Annotated in this window: 15 protein-coding genes; 2 read left to right on the top strand and 13 right to left on the bottom strand. The window is 46.0% G+C overall.

Translation table 11 applies throughout. The features are described 5' to 3' along the window. The first annotated feature begins 241 nt into the window (after positions 1 to 241). Positions 242 to 1,486, top strand: a complete 1,245-nt coding sequence (locus Q9R46_RS06220) for a nucleotidyltransferase (protein ID WP_311279339.1) — start codon at positions 242 to 244, stop codon at positions 1,484 to 1,486. A 338-nt stretch (positions 1,487 to 1,824) separates the two neighbouring features. Here the strand turns inward: Q9R46_RS06220 and Q9R46_RS06215 are convergent, their stop codons facing one another. After that, positions 1,825 to 2,865 (bottom strand): SepM family pheromone-processing serine protease, encoded by a 1,041-nt coding sequence (locus tag Q9R46_RS06215; protein WP_311279338.1) that lies wholly within the window; start codon positions 2,863 to 2,865, stop codon positions 1,825 to 1,827. 327 nt (positions 2,866 to 3,192) lie between these two features. On the opposite strand from Q9R46_RS06215, the gene Q9R46_RS06210 reads away from it, so the two are divergent. Beyond that, positions 3,193 to 4,527, top strand: a complete 1,335-nt coding sequence (locus Q9R46_RS06210) for a nucleoside recognition domain-containing protein (protein ID WP_311279337.1) — start codon at positions 3,193 to 3,195, stop codon at positions 4,525 to 4,527. Here Q9R46_RS06210 and coaD read toward each other — a convergent pair. From coaD to Q9R46_RS06150, 12 genes are all read right to left on the bottom strand, one after another. Next, positions 4,505 to 5,011 (bottom strand): pantetheine-phosphate adenylyltransferase, encoded by a 507-nt coding sequence (coaD, locus tag Q9R46_RS06205; protein WP_145332739.1) that lies wholly within the window; start codon positions 5,009 to 5,011, stop codon positions 4,505 to 4,507. The genes Q9R46_RS06210 and coaD overlap by 23 nt on opposite strands. A 1-nt stretch (position 5,012) precedes the next feature. Then, positions 5,013 to 5,621, bottom strand: a complete 609-nt coding sequence (rsmD, locus tag Q9R46_RS06200) for a 16S rRNA (guanine(966)-N(2))-methyltransferase RsmD (RefSeq protein WP_311279336.1) — start codon at positions 5,619 to 5,621, stop codon at positions 5,013 to 5,015. A gap of 303 nt (positions 5,622 to 5,924) precedes the next feature. Beyond that, a complete protein-coding gene (locus Q9R46_RS06195) occupies positions 5,925 to 6,287 on the bottom strand; it encodes a DUF3021 family protein (protein WP_311279335.1) in 363 nt (120 codons plus the stop codon). 48 nt (positions 6,288 to 6,335) lie between these two features. Next, complete coding sequence (locus Q9R46_RS06190) at positions 6,336 to 7,151, bottom strand: AraC family transcriptional regulator (protein ID WP_311279334.1); 816 nt, start codon at positions 7,149 to 7,151, stop codon at positions 6,336 to 6,338. A 262-nt stretch (positions 7,152 to 7,413) separates the two neighbouring features. Next, positions 7,414 to 7,848 (bottom strand): hypothetical protein, encoded by a 435-nt coding sequence (locus tag Q9R46_RS06185; protein ID WP_311279333.1) that lies wholly within the window; start codon positions 7,846 to 7,848, stop codon positions 7,414 to 7,416. 430 nt (positions 7,849 to 8,278) lie between these two features. Continuing rightward, positions 8,279 to 8,584 (bottom strand): hypothetical protein, encoded by a 306-nt coding sequence (locus tag Q9R46_RS06180; RefSeq protein ID WP_251502899.1) that lies wholly within the window; start codon positions 8,582 to 8,584, stop codon positions 8,279 to 8,281. A gap of 145 nt (positions 8,585 to 8,729) precedes the next feature. Beyond that, positions 8,730 to 11,780: a beta-galactosidase, LacZ type gene (lacZ, locus tag Q9R46_RS06175; protein WP_311279332.1), complete on the bottom strand. Its 3,051-nt coding sequence runs from the start codon at positions 11,778 to 11,780 to the stop codon at positions 8,730 to 8,732. A gap of 180 nt (positions 11,781 to 11,960) precedes the next feature. Then, positions 11,961 to 12,791 carry a carbohydrate ABC transporter permease gene (locus tag Q9R46_RS06170; RefSeq protein WP_145412658.1) on the bottom strand — a complete coding sequence of 277 codons (831 nt, stop codon included), beginning with the start codon at positions 12,789 to 12,791 and terminating at the stop codon, positions 11,961 to 11,963. Next, a complete protein-coding gene (locus Q9R46_RS06165) occupies positions 12,784 to 13,683 on the bottom strand; it encodes a carbohydrate ABC transporter permease (RefSeq protein WP_090923919.1) in 900 nt (299 codons plus the stop codon). The genes Q9R46_RS06170 and Q9R46_RS06165 overlap by 8 nt, the downstream gene beginning before the upstream one ends. Positions 13,684 to 13,813: 130 nt before the next feature. Next, the gene (locus Q9R46_RS06160) at positions 13,814 to 15,112 is read right to left on the bottom strand and encodes an ABC transporter substrate-binding protein (protein ID WP_186331572.1); all 1,299 of its coding nucleotides are present in this window, start codon (positions 15,110 to 15,112) and stop codon (positions 13,814 to 13,816) included. A 333-nt stretch (positions 15,113 to 15,445) separates the two neighbouring features. Beyond that, complete coding sequence (locus tag Q9R46_RS06155; protein ID WP_311279331.1) at positions 15,446 to 17,215, bottom strand: cache domain-containing sensor histidine kinase; 1,770 nt, start codon at positions 17,213 to 17,215, stop codon at positions 15,446 to 15,448. A 23-nt stretch (positions 17,216 to 17,238) separates the two neighbouring features. Beyond that, positions 17,239 to 18,774 (bottom strand): response regulator transcription factor, encoded by a 1,536-nt coding sequence (locus Q9R46_RS06150; RefSeq protein WP_311279330.1) that lies wholly within the window; start codon positions 18,772 to 18,774, stop codon positions 17,239 to 17,241. Positions 18,775 to 18,841 lie beyond the last annotated feature (67 nt).

Below are 18,841 nucleotides of genomic sequence, written 5' to 3'. Positions count from 1 at the left end.
ATATTTCAGGTACAGGCAGCATCGGCGGATGCTGGTTCTGTGCCTTTTTTCATCATTTGCTCTAATGCCGGCTCTACTCTATGATGAAAGAGGTAAAATAAGCTTTGACGGTGAACTGATTGTTTATGACTACTTATGTATGCAGATACGAAGATGACAGAACAACTGCCGAGGCAGGTTACTGCCTGGACATTTTTAAGATTAAGTTTGCTATAGTTAAAGTACGAAAGGAGTAACGCTCATGAAAGCTGTAGGCGTTATTGTGGAATATAACCCGTTGCACAACGGACATGTGCATCATCTGAATGAATCGCGGCGGCTTAGCGGAGCAGACGCCGTTGTTGCCGTGATGAGCGGCCCTTTTCTCCAGCGTGGCGAACCCGCCATCGTTGGTAAAAGGGCACGCACCGAGATGGCGCTCCATGCCGGCGCCGATCTCGTGATTGAACTGCCGGTTGCCTATGCGGTTCAACCGGCGGAATGGTTTGCCTTTGGTGCGGTATCACTGCTTCACCGCACCGGGGTTGTGGACTCGCTCTGCTTTGGCAGCGAGTCCGGCGACATCGACAGCCTGCAGCGCATTGCGCGCGTGCTGGCTGTGGAGCCCGCAGGGCTGCGCGAGGATATCACGCGCCGCCTGCGGGAGGGCGCCAGCTACCCCGCCGCGTACGCAGGCGCGGCGGCAGCGCTGGCGCCCGGCGGCGTCGATGCTCACGACGCCGCGGCACTGCTGGAGCAGCCCAACAATTCGCTTGGGCTGCACTACCTCATCGCGCTGCAACGGCTTGGCAGCGCGATCCAGCCCTTGACGGCGGCACGTACCGGTGCCGCCTATCACCAGGCGACGCCCGGTCCGGGGGCGATCGCCAGTGCCACAGCTGTCCGCCGCCTGCTGCTGGCGGACGGGCCCGATGCCGCGGCACCATACGTGCCGGCGGCAACCCTTGCCATTCTGCATCGCGAATGGCAAGAAGGACGCGCTCCCATGCACTGGGAGCGCTTTGCCCAGCCGCTGCTGCACATCGCGGCCACCCGCCGCGCCTCCGAGCTGGAACGTATCGCCGAAGTCACGGAAGGACTGGAGCATCGGCTTATACGTGCACTCGCCCAGCTCCCCGAGCCTTCGGTTGAGGCTCTCCTGAATGCGCTCAAAACCCGGCGTTACACGCGCACCAAACTGCAGCGCATGCTTGCCCACATACTTCTGAACCACACGAAGGATGAATGCTCACCAGAGCGGTTAGCCACCGGACCCGGATATCTGCGAATCCTCGGCTTTACTTCAACAGGCCAGAGCCTGCTCAAACAGATGAAAAAAACATCCAGCCTGCCTGTTGTAATGAAGCCATCCGCCTTTGACCACGCTCAACTTGATCTGGATATTCAGGCACAAGCCGCCTATGCTCTTGCCCATGACCAGCAGGATTCAAGCAGCATATCACGCATAATGTTTAGCGACTACTACGAATCACCCGTGAGAATCTAATTTATCTCGCCCAATGATTCAAAGCCACAAAATGCATATATACGAATACGATTCAAACTATAAAAAAAACAGCAAAAAATCCCCTGTGTCCAGCCTTTGGCTGCCATCACAAGGGATTTCTTCATTTCATTATTTTAAAAGCAAGGTCTTACATGGCTATCATACCTATGAATACATATCGTAATATTTAACTTCATCTTGATACTTACTGTGACATCGTTCCATTCACTGCTTTATGTTCTTCTGTAAGAATCGCCCTATACCTGTTTTTCCAAGCGTGCCCTTCACTTTTTAGAAAAAGCAACTGTCCAGGCTCTTCTAAACGCATCTCATTCCACTTACGACTTTACGGACATGGTGTTCAGGTAGGTCAAAGCATCATCGAGTGTACTCACGGGCACAAGCTTCATTGGAGTGTTGATCTCTTTTGCTTTGGCCTCAGCTTCTTTGTAATTATCTTTAGGTACAAAGAAGATTTCCGCCTTTTTACGGTCGGCAGCGACTATTTTATGTTGCACACCGCCAATGGCTCCTACAACACCATCTTTCGTAATCGTACCTGTACCAGCAATCCGATGTCCCTTGGTCAGATCACCAGGAGTCAACTGATTGTAAATCTCCAACGTGAACATTAACCCGGCAGAAGGACCTCCCACCTGCGTGCTTGAAAACGTGATTTGTTTGCTCGGGTCTTCCGGCTTCACCTTCTGCACCGCACCGATCATCACCCCAAGTCCAGTACGCATCTTGCCTGTCTTGCTGTCTTTCACCTCAACCAGCGTGATATCCCGGCTAATCGTCTCACCGCCGCGCTCCAATTGCATCTCCACCGTATCCCCGGCTTTTTTTCCTTCCAGCTGTTTGGCAAGCACCGTATTATCCGGTGTAGCTGTACCGTTCACACCCAGTATAATGTCTCCGGGTTCAATATCTCCATCCGGTTTGGGATTTTCCGAAAGACCAAACACAAAGATGTTCTCAGGCACAATGGAGTATGCAATACCCGCTTTCTCATAGGCCGCTTCCATGGCAGAGGATTGCGAATCACTCATGAACCAGACCTGTTCAGCGGAGTATTCCGCCTCGCTTTTGCCACGCAGACGATCTTCCTTTTTATCCACTTGCGCATTTTTATCAAAGTAAGAAGTAGCTAGCAAAAATAAATTGGCATACGTCGCCGACACGGTGGTCATCATGAATACGCCTTTTTCATCTTTGTCACCGCCCTTCACGGTAACCATCGGTTTAACTTCATCCGCACTGCCAGGCGTATAAATAATATACGGCGTTGGCATGTACACCGTAAGATAGACGATCAGAGCCACCGCGATCACGTAGATCGAAGCTCTGAAACCACCCGTTTTCCGGAACCGATTCATCTCATGAGCCTCCGTTCTTTATCCTATTCAAGCTGAACCCAAGCTCTACACTAAAACGCCGCTTATGCAGTATTCCATTATGAGAAAATGGCTCTCTAAATCAACTCCACAAGGTATGCGTTCATGTAAACTTTTAGCCCATCCTTATTCCATATGGTTACAATCCAAGTCTAACACCTTGCTGTTCCTGCATACAATGGTACAGGCCGGATAGGCCGCAGGATGATTCGCCGTCTATCCGGTCAAGGCCGAACCGTTCACGAACGTGATTCGGCCGTCCACTATAATCCCAATGCCGAGAGGCGTTAATTGATATGAGGTGAAACGATGACCGTATCCAGTGAGGTTCGAAGTCCAGGTTTGGTACGAACCGTATTCCTGAGCGCCAGTGCATTTATGCTGGTTGTTGCAATAGTTGCATCTCCCAAAGAAGCCTTCGACGCCTCCATTCAGGGACTCGACATCTGGTGGAAAATTGTCTTTCCCGCCCTGCTGCCGTTCCTGATGTTATCCCAGATGCTGACCGCGTTTGGCTTTACCCACGCCTTGGGGGTTCTACTAGAGCCTCTGATGAGGCTTTTGTTCAAGTTGCCAGGCCATACCGGCTTCGCTCTCGCTGTGGGCATGTGTGGAGGTTTTCCAGCCGCCATAGATGCCGTATCCCGATTACTCAAGGATCAACAAATGACCGCCAGACAGGCGGTTATTATTACGGCAGCAGCCCATTTTGCCAACCCCATGATGATTCTGCTTGTTGTTGGAGGTGCTTTTCTTCATAATCCTGCCGCCGGATATTTTCTACTCATCATACACTGGATCAGTGGCTGGATTGCAGCCGGCGTTGCCATTCGTTTCAGCCCTGCACCCCGCCAAAAAAATCTTGTACCAGAATCCATATCACCTAACAAAGCCGTCCATTCTCTCTCATCCGTCCAACATCAAGCAGAGACCGATAAGAAGCAACTGCATCCCTTAGCTCCGAAATCTCAGAAACTTCGCATTGGTTCGCGTGTGTTGCTCGCCGCTAGAGAAGCACATAGCCGGGATGCACGAGGTTTTGGAAAATTATTGGGTGACACCGTATCTCATGCCGTACAGGTTCTAATGTTAACTGGAGGTTACATCATCGTTTTTGCAGTATTCATCCGGTTGCTCTCCCTCTACCTGACTCCCGGTATTTCAGCCGCAGTTTGGCCTTCTGTGCTGGAGCTTCACCTGGGGACATATCATATTAGCAAAACAGCAATAGCACCCGCCCTACTGATGGCATTCCTGGCAGGTGCGCTTGGCTGGGGAGGCGTATGCTCGCATCTGCAAGTCTCATCGATGCTAAGAACAGCCATTCCCGGACTGCAATCCGTGCTCTTTTTTATTATCGTTCGATTAGGACATGGGTTAACCGCCTTTAGCCTTACCCTCTGGTTGTGGGAACCCTTCGGCCGTTATAGCACAGAAGTATGGACCACGTGGCAGACCACTGCGGTAGAGCGCTCAAATTCTTTGTTCTACTGGCCGTTTCTGCAATTTCCAGACACCACAAATACGTGGCAACTCATCTGGAACAGCTTTCCTGCAGCAGCTCTAAGTCTCGCTTTGCTTCTTGGGGTGATGATCGGTCTTTCTGGCCTTACCTTATGGATTAACCACCTTTTTTCTCGCTGATCTTCTGGCGAAGCGCAGCTTCAACTTCAGGTGATACCAGATCCGTTACATCCCCATGATAGTGGGCGATTTCTTTAACAATACTGGAACTGAGGTAGGAGTATTTCGGGTTGGTCATCATAAAAATCGTTTCCGCATCCGGGTTCAACTTGCTGTTAGTGGATGCAAGCATAAGCTCATACTCAAAATCAGTCACAGAGCGAATGCCTCGCACGATGACCTGTGCTTCCTTTTGCCGCACATAATTGGCCGTCAGATCACGGAAGCTGTCCACCTCAACGTTGGGCAGATCGCTGGTTACCGTTCGAATCAATTCCTTGCGCTCTTCTACGGTGAACATCGGATTTTTACTCATATTGTTCAACACAGCGACGATGACACGGTCAAACTGTTTCGACGCTCTCGCAATAATATCAAGATGCCCCATCGTTACGGGATCAAAGCTTCCCGGATATACAGCAATGCGTTCCTGACGATGAATCATTTCAGTCATGAGGAGCCTCCTCTTCTGTGATGCTGTTTTCTTCATCCTCTGCCGCACCGGGTACATAATCGTAAATGGATACAGCTGTCTCCCCGTATACCGCTTTACGCGTTTGTTCAAACGGGCCAAATTGCTCGGGGTATTCATGTTTGGACTCATACTCAAGCACGATGGTTGCACCCTCTTCAAGCAGTTCCAGTTCGTGCATCGTCAACATTAACTCGTGTCCGTTCTTCATGCGATAGGGCGGATCGAGAAACACCAGATCAAATGTTGTGTTACGTTTGGCCAGCGCTTTGAGCGCACGACCTGCATCATTCCGATATACAGCCGCCTGACCCTCCAGCTTCGTTGCCTTCAGGTTTTCGCGGATCACTTCAATACTTTTCGTTTCCAGATCAACAAAAACAGCCTTGTCCATGCCGCGGCTCAGCGCCTCGATCCCGAGACCTCCACTGCCTGCAAACAGATCCAATGCTGCGCCGCCCTCAAAATAAGGGCCAATCATACTAAACAACGCTTCCTTCACCTTATCAGTGGTTGGACGCGTACCTGTGCCGGGAACAGCCTTCAGCGGCCTGCCCTTCGCACTTCCAGATACCACTCTCACGAATGTGTCACCTTTTCTCTCTATGTAAGTTTATTGATAAAGCTATCGTACCACACTCAGGTTCGGTTTGAAAAACACTGCTTCTGCCTATACAAAAAATTGTTGACGGATTGTTGACAGATATGTATAAAAAGGAAACCCTTGGGCCATTCTATAATTATCGACATCACAAGTGTCGTAGACAACCGCGGAGAAGACTTACGTTTCCCCATAAGCTCTTCGTCCGGTTTCTCCTCTCCCATGAAAAAGAAGCTCTCGAAAGAGGGCTTCTTTTTGTTATGATGCATATCATCTCTCCATAATTTATCGAGAGAAAAATTGGGTTAATGTGTAAAGCACAGACCATAAAATGATCCCAACAAAAATAAAAAGCAGAAACACTTTAAAAGCATCGAAAACAGAATTAATCGTAAACCAGCCACTTAACAGCAGGATCGGATAAATGGTTACAAGCATTAAAATAAAGTGGATACCGCTTTTTTTGAACAAAGTCCAATGTTCTATGTTGTAAATAACAGTTGCTGCACCGACAAAAAGAGCAATCAGACTTGCAACAAATGTGCCTTTAGCGTCAGCATATTTTCCTTGAGAATAAAGGATCAGAGCGATTATGTTCATAATCACGAAGGGTATTCCACCTCTTAATAGTGCATTCGTAACCAACATTTACAACCTTCTTTCTCTTCTGGATAAATCGCTTGGCCTCTTCTTTCTTTAGAAGGATTTAATGTCCTCTGCAATTTTACGAACCGGAATCCATACCTCGGTGATGAAATCCTTCTGCCGATCATCCGCCCAGTAATATTTCTCTATACAAGGTCCTTCCACTTGTTCAAAACTCGTTGACGGGAACCACTCGGTGTAGATCCGTTTCCAAACATTCATAATACTTGTATCAATCTCGACATCATCTTCCATCGTACCTCGACTGTCAAAAACCGCATAAGTTTGATCAGGGATATGAACAACGGTGAATCCATCCGGTACCTCAATGCCCTCTGGCGCTTCTGCTCCCATCAAATACCGCTTCGAACCATCCTCAGCAAAATCAAAATGATACCCATATAGCAATGTTCCATCCGGTTTCTCTAACAACTCGAGGATCTGGCCATGAGTCCCATCTTTCCAGATACCCTCCACAAATACGGGTATCTCTTTATACGCATCTTCATGGATGTTAACACTTTTTCCAAATACAATAGAGCCTTTTTCCTCGACAATTCGATAATCCATCTCTGATTCCCCTTTAACCTGAATTTGAAAGGAGATTCGAGGAAATGCTTTAAGTTTCACATTCATTTTCTTCGCCTCAAGAGGGGTTACCCCATGCATCCTTTGGAACGCTTTTGTAAATGCTGCTGGACTTTCATAACCATACTTAAGTGCAACATCAATAACTTTACAGTTTGTGCCTGCTAATTCCTGAGCCGCAAGCGTAAGTCTTCTATTTCTTACGTACTGGGTAACCGTTACGCCGGTTACTGCATGAAACATTCGCTGAAAATGATACTTCGAACTCATGCCTGCCATAGCAATATCTTCTATCTCCATTGGCAAATGAAGATGTCGTTCCACATAATCAATCGATTGGTGTAGCAGTTTAAATATTTCCAGGATCTCTCATCTCCTTTCTTCTACAGTGTAAAAGAACCCGTAATGACCTTCTTGCTTAGAAATGCTCTACTTTGTCTATTAATAAAAAAACCGACTAATCAGTCGGTCAGATGCTACTATTTTGACACTTAACTTATTTCTTATAGGATACTCTAAGAATGATTGAACTCACCCGTTTCTACTCGTACTTCTCCTGCATCTCATCCAACGCTGCTTCCTCTTCCGTCTGCAACCATCCAATTTCTTTAAGCCACGCACCCATATCTGCAATAAATACATCCCTATCCAAATGATCTATCTTATACTTCTTCATCTTGTCACTCACAAACGTATAAAACGCATGGCTTAATGCATATCGCTGTTTACTTTTGCTCCAGGTCTTATAACGGTCTTCGCTAACCGTCATATCGAAATAGATCACCTTTTCTGCCTTTACATATCTCGCACTTGATTTGCGTCCGTAATCTTCCGGCAGGCAGCGGAACACAAAGTACAGTTCAATATCACACGATGCGTATTTTTCAGCGGCTTTGTCGAAAACAGGCTGCAATTCATCGGATAGGTCAGCAACTTGTATCAGCCCTGACGTATCGGTTGTTTTGTCCAGAATCAAAGTACAACCTCCTTGTCTCGACAATTCAAGTACATTCTTGTTTGACACGTTCTCTTTGTTTTCGATTCGAGATTCGCATATTCATTAATGTTATAAAAAGTAGTACAGACGGTAAGAACATAGAAGATGATCCCGATCTGATCGCATAAAAAGCAACAAAAATCAGTGCAAGCCAAGTTATGATTTCAATTATCTCCAACTTCGTTAACGTCACTTTAAAAGTCTTTTTTGAAATGAAGCGAATCAAGACGTAAGCAATTAAGCTATAGAACGCTAACATACCCAGCAAGGAAAGTGCAACGATTAACATCATCATGCTGAATCACTCAACTCTCATACTTTTCCTTAATTTTACTACAGAAGTAGAATTATGTCTCCTGATCTATCCACGTACTCTGGATCACCAGAGTGCTTGTCACCTCACTTCACTTTACTTCTCCTCGGTCACAATCGTAGCATTGTAGATCACAATCCGTTTCCCGTTCAGGTCAAACAGTACTTTATTGCCATACTCCGTATCCTGTACGTCAATCTTGCCTTCGTAAGTCTGAATCAACTCACCCGAATTACTATATACCTTAACTACACGTTCCAAACCGCCAGCATTATTTGATCTCATCGTTTTGAGTGCACGTTCACCTGAAGCCGTATTGAAATACCATATAAATGATCCAACAATGATGCCCAGAACGGCGATCACTGTCACCCACACCCCTGTTTTTGCTTTTCTGCTCATCCTGTCCCCTCCTCCGTATCTTTGTCCAGTACTCTACGAGAATGAAGCGAGAACGGTTTCAATAAGGGAAAGCAAAAAAAGCAGAGGCCCCCATCCAAGGGAACCTCTGCCTCTGATATAATCACGTTTCAATTCAAGTTACCACTTACAGTGAACGAATAACGAATTCAAAGCTCAGTTCACCATGGGAAGGAATTTGATATTCCGGATGTACCGGAGCGCCCCAGCTATCGTCACCGCCAACACCCATTTGTTTACCGGCTACCGTAACGACAGTGTAATGCACGGGCGGCAACTCATACACATGCTGCGCATTCTCCAGTTCAAACGCTGTATAAGGTGACACATTCAATTCAACCGGTGTACCGGAAGCTTCGATTTTGAAACCACGTCCTGCATTGTCCGTCAGCTTAGCCCAGCGTACCCCTGTGCGGTTCCCCGACTCTTGAGGTACGAGATATGGAGCCATCGTATCTGCAACCTTGCTGCCATGGATACCCAGGCGAGCGCCAAATGCGCGATCCGAATAGTTTTCCTCCGGTCCCATTGCCAGCCATTCCACGTTCTCATAATCCGGAGATGTTCTGAACGACAGTGCGTGAATAGGCAGGTTTGGCAATCCTTCAGTACCTTTGTACGTGTTATGCACATGTACACTTCCATCAGCCAGCACTGTATAGGTCACTTTCACCACTACATCGGCCGAGATGTTCAATTTATAGGTGAACTCAATCCGGTATTGATCCGATTTTTGTTCATGTTTCCATTCTACAGAACGTGGCAACAGGCTGGCAGCATACCATGCACCAAGCTCGAAGCCCATTGCTGTACCCTTATCATTGTCTGTCGTTGCACGCCAGAACAGTGGTGCAGGCGGGATCGCAATGGTTTCACGCCCGGAGAATTTCAGGGATACCAGTGTTCCAAACTGCTTGGAGAACAACGCATGCGTTTGACCAACGCGAACGCCGATGTTTACGTCACCTTCGACCACCTGAATATCGCTCACAACGTTTTTATCCGTTACAACAGCCGCTTGGCTACTTTCTTGCGTGAAAATAAACTGGCCAAATGCTACTTCTTCACCTTTGTCAGCCCACAGCGTTGCTTCTTTCAGTACAAATGCTACGTTAACAGCATATTCGCCACCTTCAAGAGCCTTTGCATTCAACGGAAGTTCTACTACGGATTCGCTTTCGGCAGCGACATTTACATCCAGTGTGCCACGCAATACTTCATGTCCCTCACGCTCCAAACTGTACACCAGTTCAAACGCGGAAGTGTCTGCGAACAGATTCTGGTTCACAATTTTAACGCCGTCACGGCTTGGGAACAGCTTGATATTTTGATACAGGAATTTAACCTCCTGCATTTTAGCTGTCACTTTACGATCCGCGTGTACAATCCCGTTGCCGCAGAACGAATAGTCTGATGGACGATCCCCGAAATCCCCGCCATACGCCAGGTACTCTTTACCGTAACGGTCTTTTTTGTAGATCGATTGGTCAATGTAATCCCAGATGAAACCACCTTGATACATCGGGTACTTGTCTTCCAGTTCCGTGTATTTATGCATACCACCAATGGAGTTACCCATCGCGTGCATGTATTCACAGCTGATATATGGTTTGGTTGGGTTATCATTCAGGAATTCCTCGATGTCAGCCGGTTTTGCATACATCCGGGATTCCATATCACTTGTGTCATTGAAACGGCGGTCGTGGAACACACCTTCGTAATGAACCATGCGTGTCGGGTCTGCCGATTTGAAGTATTGGGATACTTTGTAGATCACTTCACCACCATGGGATTCGTTACCACAAGACCAGATCAGAATGGACGGATGGTTTTTGTCACGTTCTACCATCGAAATTGCACGATCCATAACAATATCATGCCATTCCGGCTTATCGCCAGGGATTACCCAAGAAGGCTCAACAGCGCCAAGCTTTTGCCAGGAACCGTGCGTTTCCAGGTTCATCTCATCAATCACGTAGAGTCCGTACTCATCGCAGAGCTCATACCACAAGCTTTGGTTCGGATAATGTGATGTGCGAACAGCATTCATATTGTTTTGTTTGATCGTACGCACGTCCCACAGCATGTCTTCCTTCGTTACAGCACGACCACGGCGCGGATTGAACTCGTGACGGTTTACGCCTTTGAACACAATACGCTTGCCATTAATGTGCATCACTTTGTCGATCATTTCGAATTTACGGAAACCAACAGCTTGAGGAACAACTTCCACAAGGTTGCCTGCTGCATCATACACACGGATGTAGAGACGATACAGATACGGAATCTCTGCACTCCAGAGATTAACTTGGCCAACTTCCTCACGCAGCTGTACCAGACCGTTGTCCACGACATTAGCGTCAAGACGTTTAACCGAGTTTCCCTCTTTGTCCAAAAGCTCAGCTTCAATCCGTGCACCTGCCGCTGCTTTTCCTTCCAGTTTCAAATCCAGTTCCAATGTACCGTTTGTATATGAAGCATCCAAATCGGTACGAACATGAACGTCACGAACGTGTGCAACCGGAACAGTATACAGGTACACATCTCTGAAGATACCGGAGAAACGCCAGAAGTCTTGATCCTCTAACCAGCTACCTGTACTGCGTTGGTATACTTCAACCGCCAGTTTATTCTCTCCATCTTGCAGGAACGGTGTCAGGTCAAAGTCAGATGGTGTGAAGCTGTCTTCCCCATATCCTACGAACTGTCCGTTCAGCCACACATAAAATGCGGATTCCACACCTTGGAACGAAATGTATACCGGATTCGCTTCCCAGCCTGCTGGCAGATGGAATGTGCGAATATAACTGCCCACCGCGTTTTTATCCTGCGGCAGAGCTGGCGGACGGAGTTCATTCAATCCATCCCACGGATATTGCGTGTTCACATATTGAATCTGTCCGTACCCTTGAAGCTGGATATGTCCCGGTACTTCAATATCATCCCAGCCTTCGCTGGAGTACTCGGACGTATAAAATAGTTCAGGACGGCAATCGGGACGGATTGAATAGTTGAATTTCCATGTTCCATTCAGATCGTAACGAAGTGCCATCTCAGCGGAAGCCACAGCTTCTTCCATCGTTTGATAATAGCGGTGATCGGAATAGGCATGAAGACGGTTTACCTCAAATACACTTACGTCACCTAACCAGTTGATATCTGCCTTTGTTGCTTTCATCGGCTCTCTCTCCCTCTATAGTACGAATTTGGTGATGAGTTTTCGTTGTGAGTTCTTTGAAGCTTATCATGTAGTGTGTGTCTGATTTTGCATCTATACAAAAAAGATAGAGGTACGCCTGTACAGGCGTCCTCCCTTCTTTCCTGCATTCGTCCAGTTGGACGTGATATGCACTTATGCTTATTTTACGGAACCAACCATACCTGCAACGAAGTGTTTTTGCATGATGAAGAACACCAGTGCAGTTGGAAGTGTTGCAATAACGACTGCGGTCATGATCACGCCGTAATCTGGAGCATAACCTGCGCCCAGGTTAGAGATCAGGAGTGGAATGGTTTGCTGATCTGGCGTTTGCAATACGATGAGCGGCCACAAATAGTTGTTCCAGCTGCTCATGAATGTAATGATCGCTGCTGCTGCGTATGTTGTTTTCATCGTAGGCATATAGATTTTCAAGAAAATCCCCAGCTCACTCAGACCGTCAATACGTCCAGCTTCCAGCAAATCTTTCGGGAACATTTTGGTGTTCTGACGGAAGAAGAAGATCAGGAACGCTGTTGTAATGGTCGGAATAATAACCGAAGCCATCGTGTTAATACCGATTGCCGGTGCCGCACTCGAAATAGTTGCAAACATCCGATAGAGCGGAATCATAATCGCTGCAAACGGGATCATCATCGACATGAGCAGGATGTTAAACACGACATCACGTGATTTTGTACGATATACTTCAAACCCGTAACCCGCCATGGAACCAATCAAGAGAGCAAGAATGGTAGACACGATGGAGATAATCGCTGAGTTGCCCAGTGCCTGAATCAGATTCGTGGTGTCGAGCAATTTGTTGATGTTTTCAATCAAAGCGGAGCCCGGTAGCAAAGTGCCTCTAGTTACGTCTACCGATTTATTTGTAGCGCTGATGATCATCCAGAAAAATGGGAAAATGGAAATAAAAGCGACGATGGACAGGAAAACATATGTGAAAATGCGTTTTGCTCTTGATTTAGCCATTTTTATTATCACCTGCCACTTTAAACTGGATAATGGACAAAATAATGATCAGGATTACGATGGAATACGAAACGGTTGCCGCATATCCAAAGTCCGGTGAATATTTGAACGAAAGGTTGTAGATATATTGAGAAATCGACATGGTCGCGTTACCTGGACCACCTTTGGTAATATTCATAATTTCATCAAAGATTTGAAGTGTACCAATCGTTGATGTAATGGACGTGAAGAGAATGATCGGTTTAAGCAATGGTACAGTAATTTTGAAAAATTGAGTGAACGCATTCGCTCCGTCAATCTTCGCTGCTTCATAGATCGATTGATCAATGTTTTGCAAGGATGACAGATAGAAAATCATGTTATATCCGGTCCAACGCCAAGTAACGGCGATTATGATCGTAATTTTAGCCCAGAACGGGTCGGTAATCCATTGAATTGGTGTGCCGATAATGTGTAAACCCAGCAAAGCTTGGTTCACCATACCATCCGGTGCAAACAAATACTTGAATACAACCGAGTAAGCAACAAGTGAAGTTACGCAAGGCAAGAAAATTGCAGTACGGAAAAAGCTGCGGAAACGCAGTGTGCTGTCATTCAGCAATACGGAAATGAACAATCCGAGAATGATCATTAGAGGTACTTGAATGATTAAGTAAATAAACGTGTTCGATAATGCCGTACGGAACGTGGTATCCACGAGCAATCTTTTGTAGTTCGCAAGGCCCGAAAACTCAAGGTTGGCACCTTTGCCTGACTTGAATGATAAGAGCAGCGCTTGAATCATCGGATAGAAGTAGAAGGCTACAATTCCGACAACCGCCAGCAAAACAAAAGCCCATCCAGTCAAATTATTTTTCTTTTGGAGACTGTCTCCTGTATTTATGGCTTTCACAGTATGGCTCCTCTCTCTCCATGCAACATGGGTAGAACCTACAGAGCCTCTCTCCTTGTCCAGCTCGACTTGCGCCAGACAAGGGAGATGGCTCCGTTGTTTCCTAGGTTCTATAAGTTACCCTGGGATATTAGTTTAATTGTGCCTCAGCTTGTTTTTGTGCATCATTCAGAACGTCATCAATTGATTTACCGTTCAGGTATGCTTGCATTTCAACAACCAGGATGTCTTCGATTGCATAAGTGTTGCTACCATAGTTTACTTTTGGAATTTCTTTCGTCCAGTTAGCGAAATCAGCAAAGATTTTTTGACCGCTGAAGAATTCATCTGGTTTGTTGTAAGCTTCGCCGTCAACAGCCGGTGTGTACGTACCGATTGCACCGATTTTAGTCAAGAGGTCTTGATACAATTCTTTGTTAGAACCGAATGTCTTAGCCATGAAGTCAGCCGCTTGATCTGCACCAGGAACATCGTTCATGATGTACCAGGAGCTACCACCCAAGTTGGATGCGTGTACAGAGTTTGCTTGACCAGCCATTTTCGGCATTGGAGCTACAGCCCATTTACCGGATTGGGAAGCTTCTTGACGAACGGATGGTGAGAACCAGTTACCTGTAGGAATTGTTGCTACGGCACCGTTATTGGCGTTGGCAACGAATTGGCTCCAGTCGGAGTGCAATTTAACAATGTTAGCATCCATCATTTTTTTGTATGTTTCGAACGCTTCTTTCAATGCAGGGTTGTTGTTCAGATCAGGTGTTTTACCATCTTCAGCTGTGTACCATTTACCTGCAGTTTGGATCATCATACGGATGATACCCAGATCGTTCGGGTCAAGAGACAGAAGTTCTTTACCCGTTTTTGCTTTTACAGCTTCACCGATTTTGATGTAATCATCCCACGTGATATCTTGCAGATCAGCAGCTTTGTAACCTGCTTCTTCAAGCAAGTCTGTTCTGTAGTACAAACCAGCTACGCCGGAGTCAAACGGAATACCGTATTGTTTACCTTCATAAGAAGTTGGTCCAATTTTATACTCTGCAAAATCGGATGCTTTAATTGTTGAAGACAAATCTTTGAACGCATCTGGATAAGCGCTCAGGAAGCTTTGTGCACGATAGTCTTCAATCAGAACTACGTTTGGCAGACCGCTGCTTGTTCCGGAGTTCAATCCAGTGTTCAGCTTCTGAATGATCGCGTCTTGAGCATTCTCAATGATGTTGATTTTCAGATCAGGGTTCTCTTTTTGATAAATGGCTTTAGCTTGCTCCAGAGCAGCAACGTTAAATGCTTTATCCCAAGCCCAGATCGTAATTTCGTTTGCTTTTTCGCTGCCGCCACCGCTTGCAGCTTCTTTACCTCCACCGCCGGATGAACATGCGGACAACAGCAATACCGTTACGAGCATCAATACCCACATTTTTTTCAAAACATTCAACTCCCCTTCGACCTCTTTGTTTGTAAATTTGTTTACGTTTTCTGAAAGCGGTTGCTTTCGATGTATTCATCTTATCATTCCCATTTCTCCATTCGTTAGTAAAAATTTTGTGCAGATTTGTCTTCTTATTGCCTTAATGAAAACCTTTACAGAAAACGGTTGCACATAATTTAGTTTTTTGTATTATCTTTTGATTTTGTACTATTTTGAGCTGAAAATTTTACAACTATGCAAGTCGTTCATGATTTTGCATATGAAAAACCCCTCATCTCCGGGGATCAGAAATGAAGGGTTGTTGTATTTTGAAGCTTTTTATTATCTTGTTCAACTCGTAATCAACGGCAGCGTTACAGTGACTCTTGTCCCCTCGCCAACATTGCTCATGATCGTCACACCATACGGTGAACCATACAAAAGCTCAATCCGATCATGAACGTTTCGAATACCTATACCGCTGAACAGTTGACGATTATTTTTCGGATTGGGTAGTGTACCTTCTACATTAAGTCCTGCAATACCATCTCCATTATCCATGATCTCACACACTAATGTTTCTCCCGCACGGGAAACCATCACATGAATTGTGCCCGTTTCTTTTTTAATAAACCCATGGAAGAAGGCATTTTCGATAAATGGCTGAATCACCAGCTTAGGGACGTGATAATGCGTGCAATCCGGAGCTACATAAAAGGCCGCTTTGATCCTTCCGCCATAACGCACATGGTTGATAAAGACATAATTTTTTAGGTTCTCGACCTCTTGCTCCACCGTCACCGTTTCCCTGACATCGCTGATCGTATTTTGCAACAAACCAATCAGTGCATTAATCGTCTCGGCTGCCCGATCTTTGTTACCTTGCTGTACCAGAACTTTGACAGAAGCCAGGGTGTTATACAGAAAATGAGGATTAATCTGGCTCTGAAGCGCCGCAAGCTCGGCATTGCGTTGCTCACGCTGTGTCTGTACAAGCTGATCCACGTAATCATGTAATTCATCCAGCATGTAATTGTACGCATGACCTAACTGCCTGCTCTCGTAACTGCCGCTGATCGGGATGTAGTTGTCCAAATCACTCTTCGTAATGTTAGACATCTGTTTGACCAGTCTGCGCAACGACTTCGTCATCTGACTCGTAATCAGGAATACGAGCAACAGAGCCGCCAACACAATCGCAGCACAGATCAACGCGACCGTTTTCATATCAATGAGCTGCCCCATTGCAGATTCTTTGTCAACGATGTTTACCATATACAAACGATAAAACGGCAAATATTCTGAGACTATGATGCTATCCTGCCCCATGACTCGTGCGTTGATGTTTTTAGGTGCCGTTTCATTTATCGTTTTGGCATAAGATAACAGTTCAGATTGAGTCGTGCCCATCCAGTCTTCACGGTTAGAGGATACGATCTCCCCTTTTTCATTCATGATGACGACGTCATTGCCCCTGCTTGTAAAACTGGCGTAGAACTGACGGAATGACTCTTCTCTCATCGTGATATAAACCGTACCGTAGATTTTGCTTCGCGTTCGATCCGTCAGCGCTTTGGTTGCAGAGATCATTTGCAATGTGCCCTCTTTGGTCTGGGCCTGATAGTCATCGAAGATCAGACGACTCGGCGATTCGGTCGCTGCCTTTGTGATCTGATCCTGTTTTAATTCTTCCGCTGTTTTCTGGATGTATGAGGGATTGGTCGAAAAACTTCGTCCATTTACTCCTGCAATCGTAATACCTACTTCATAAAACTCAATGATGGACTGAACCCGCTTCATCGTTTCACGCATACTGTAGTACGATTTGGACATGGTAACCGAATCCCCATCCCCATCCGATAGAAACCCCCGAATAGCCCCACTTTGGGCCACATTGTTCGTCACCGCGGCAATGGAGTCGTTAAACGCATCGAAATTCGTTTTGATCTGGCTCAGCACCTTCGAATTCGTGATACTGAACGTTTCAGTAAACAGGTTGGTTGACATATGAATCGTTGTCCACAATATAAGCACTGACACCAGGACTATACTGACAACCATAACCAGAATCAGCTTGGGGAATAATCCGAGACGCGACAAGCCATTTTTCCACTTTTTCATGAAGTAATCTCATCCATTTCTATTTAAGCCCAAAATTTACGCCGATAGCGACTTGGAGATAGTCCTGTGAATTTTTTGAACACTTTACAGAAGTAACTGTGATCGGAATACCCAACCATACTGCTAATTTCCGATATCGTGACATCATCGGATCGTAGCAATTCCTCCGCTTTCTCGATGCGAATCTTGTTCAGATATTCATTAAATCCTTCTTTTTTATGTGACGAGAAATAACTGGATAGATACGACGGGTTAAAATGAAAATGTTTGGCCACTTCGGACAGGCCTAAGGGCTGGTCATAGTGCGCATGCATGTAATCCAGCAACATAGTCATATTCGGATCACTTCGTTTGCCTCCTGAACCGGAGACACATTCCTGAACCTCCGTCATGAATTGATCCAGCACCAGCATCACTTCGGTAAGCGTCGAGGCTCCATCCACGTTTTTAAAATACGTATATTTACTCTCTTCAAGCCCAGCTGACTGTACATCCATATCTGCCAGGGTAATCGTGACATTGAAGATCAAGTTACCCAGAAATGATTTGATCTCAAATACATCAGCAATATAGTCTCTCCCGAGTGTCGCGGCATGTTCATGCAAATATTCTTTGGCCGTTTCCACCCGATTGCGTTTTACATGCTGCAAAAACATATTGACGTTGAATTGATACCCTGCGGGATGCATCGGCGGAAGCTCACCATCAATCAGAATCGCACGATTCGTATAATAGAAACAAAACTCCATTAATTTAAGCAGACGCTCACGGTAGATGTTTCCCATCTTTTCAAAAGAAAGAAATCTCTCACTAAGCACCCACACCGAAACATGCTGCCCTGCTCCAGCTTCCTCAGCCCATTCCCTGATCTGTTTAACGATAGCTTCATCTTGCTCAGGTTTCATGTTTAGCAGCATAACCGACAATCGGCTTTCCGCTGGTAAAATAGCACATTCAATCTCAGGCAAGCGTTTTCGAACCTGAGCTTCAATCTGATCCTGATTTTTCAAACTGCCTTCAGCAATCTGAAATGCGAGCAAGCGAAAAGCGCCTAACGGGAAGTTTTCCCGAATAACAGGCATTTCGTTGTCTTCGTCCAGCGTGAATCCGGACAACATTTTCTCCATTAATTGACCAAGCCGCCAGCCGTCATGGGATGGCTCGTATTGAAGCTCCGGTATTTTGCCAGCCGTGCGTCTTAACACTTCCAGAAGTTCATTCGTATCCAGCTTGGGCTTCAATATATAATCTGCCGCTCCATGCTGCAATGTAGATCGAACATATTCGAATTCACTGAAACTGCTCAGCACAATGACCTCAATATGGGGATAACCCGCTTTGAGTGTACGAACAAAAGTTTCACCGTCCATGACAGGCATCACGATGTCGGTAATAACGATATCCGGTTTTAACACCTCCACCTGTTGCAGACCTTCTTCGCCATTGGATGCCTCCCCTACAATATTAAATCCTTCTGCTTCCCAGTTCATGTGGTGCTTAATACCCTGTCTAACCAGAAATTCATCGTCAACAATCAGCACCTTGCATAACCGGTTCATGATCGCGACCCCCCTGTCTCTTCTATCACTCTATATCTATACGGTTTAGCCCTCTATATGTTGGTTA

The sequence above is a fragment of the Paenibacillus sp. RRE4 genome, assembly GCF_031844205.1.
Taxonomy (GTDB): Bacteria; Bacillota; Bacilli; order Paenibacillales; family Paenibacillaceae; genus Paenibacillus; species Paenibacillus xylanexedens_B.
Note: the sequence above shows the minus strand (reverse complement) of the source record. Positions and strands in the feature narration are given on the sequence as shown.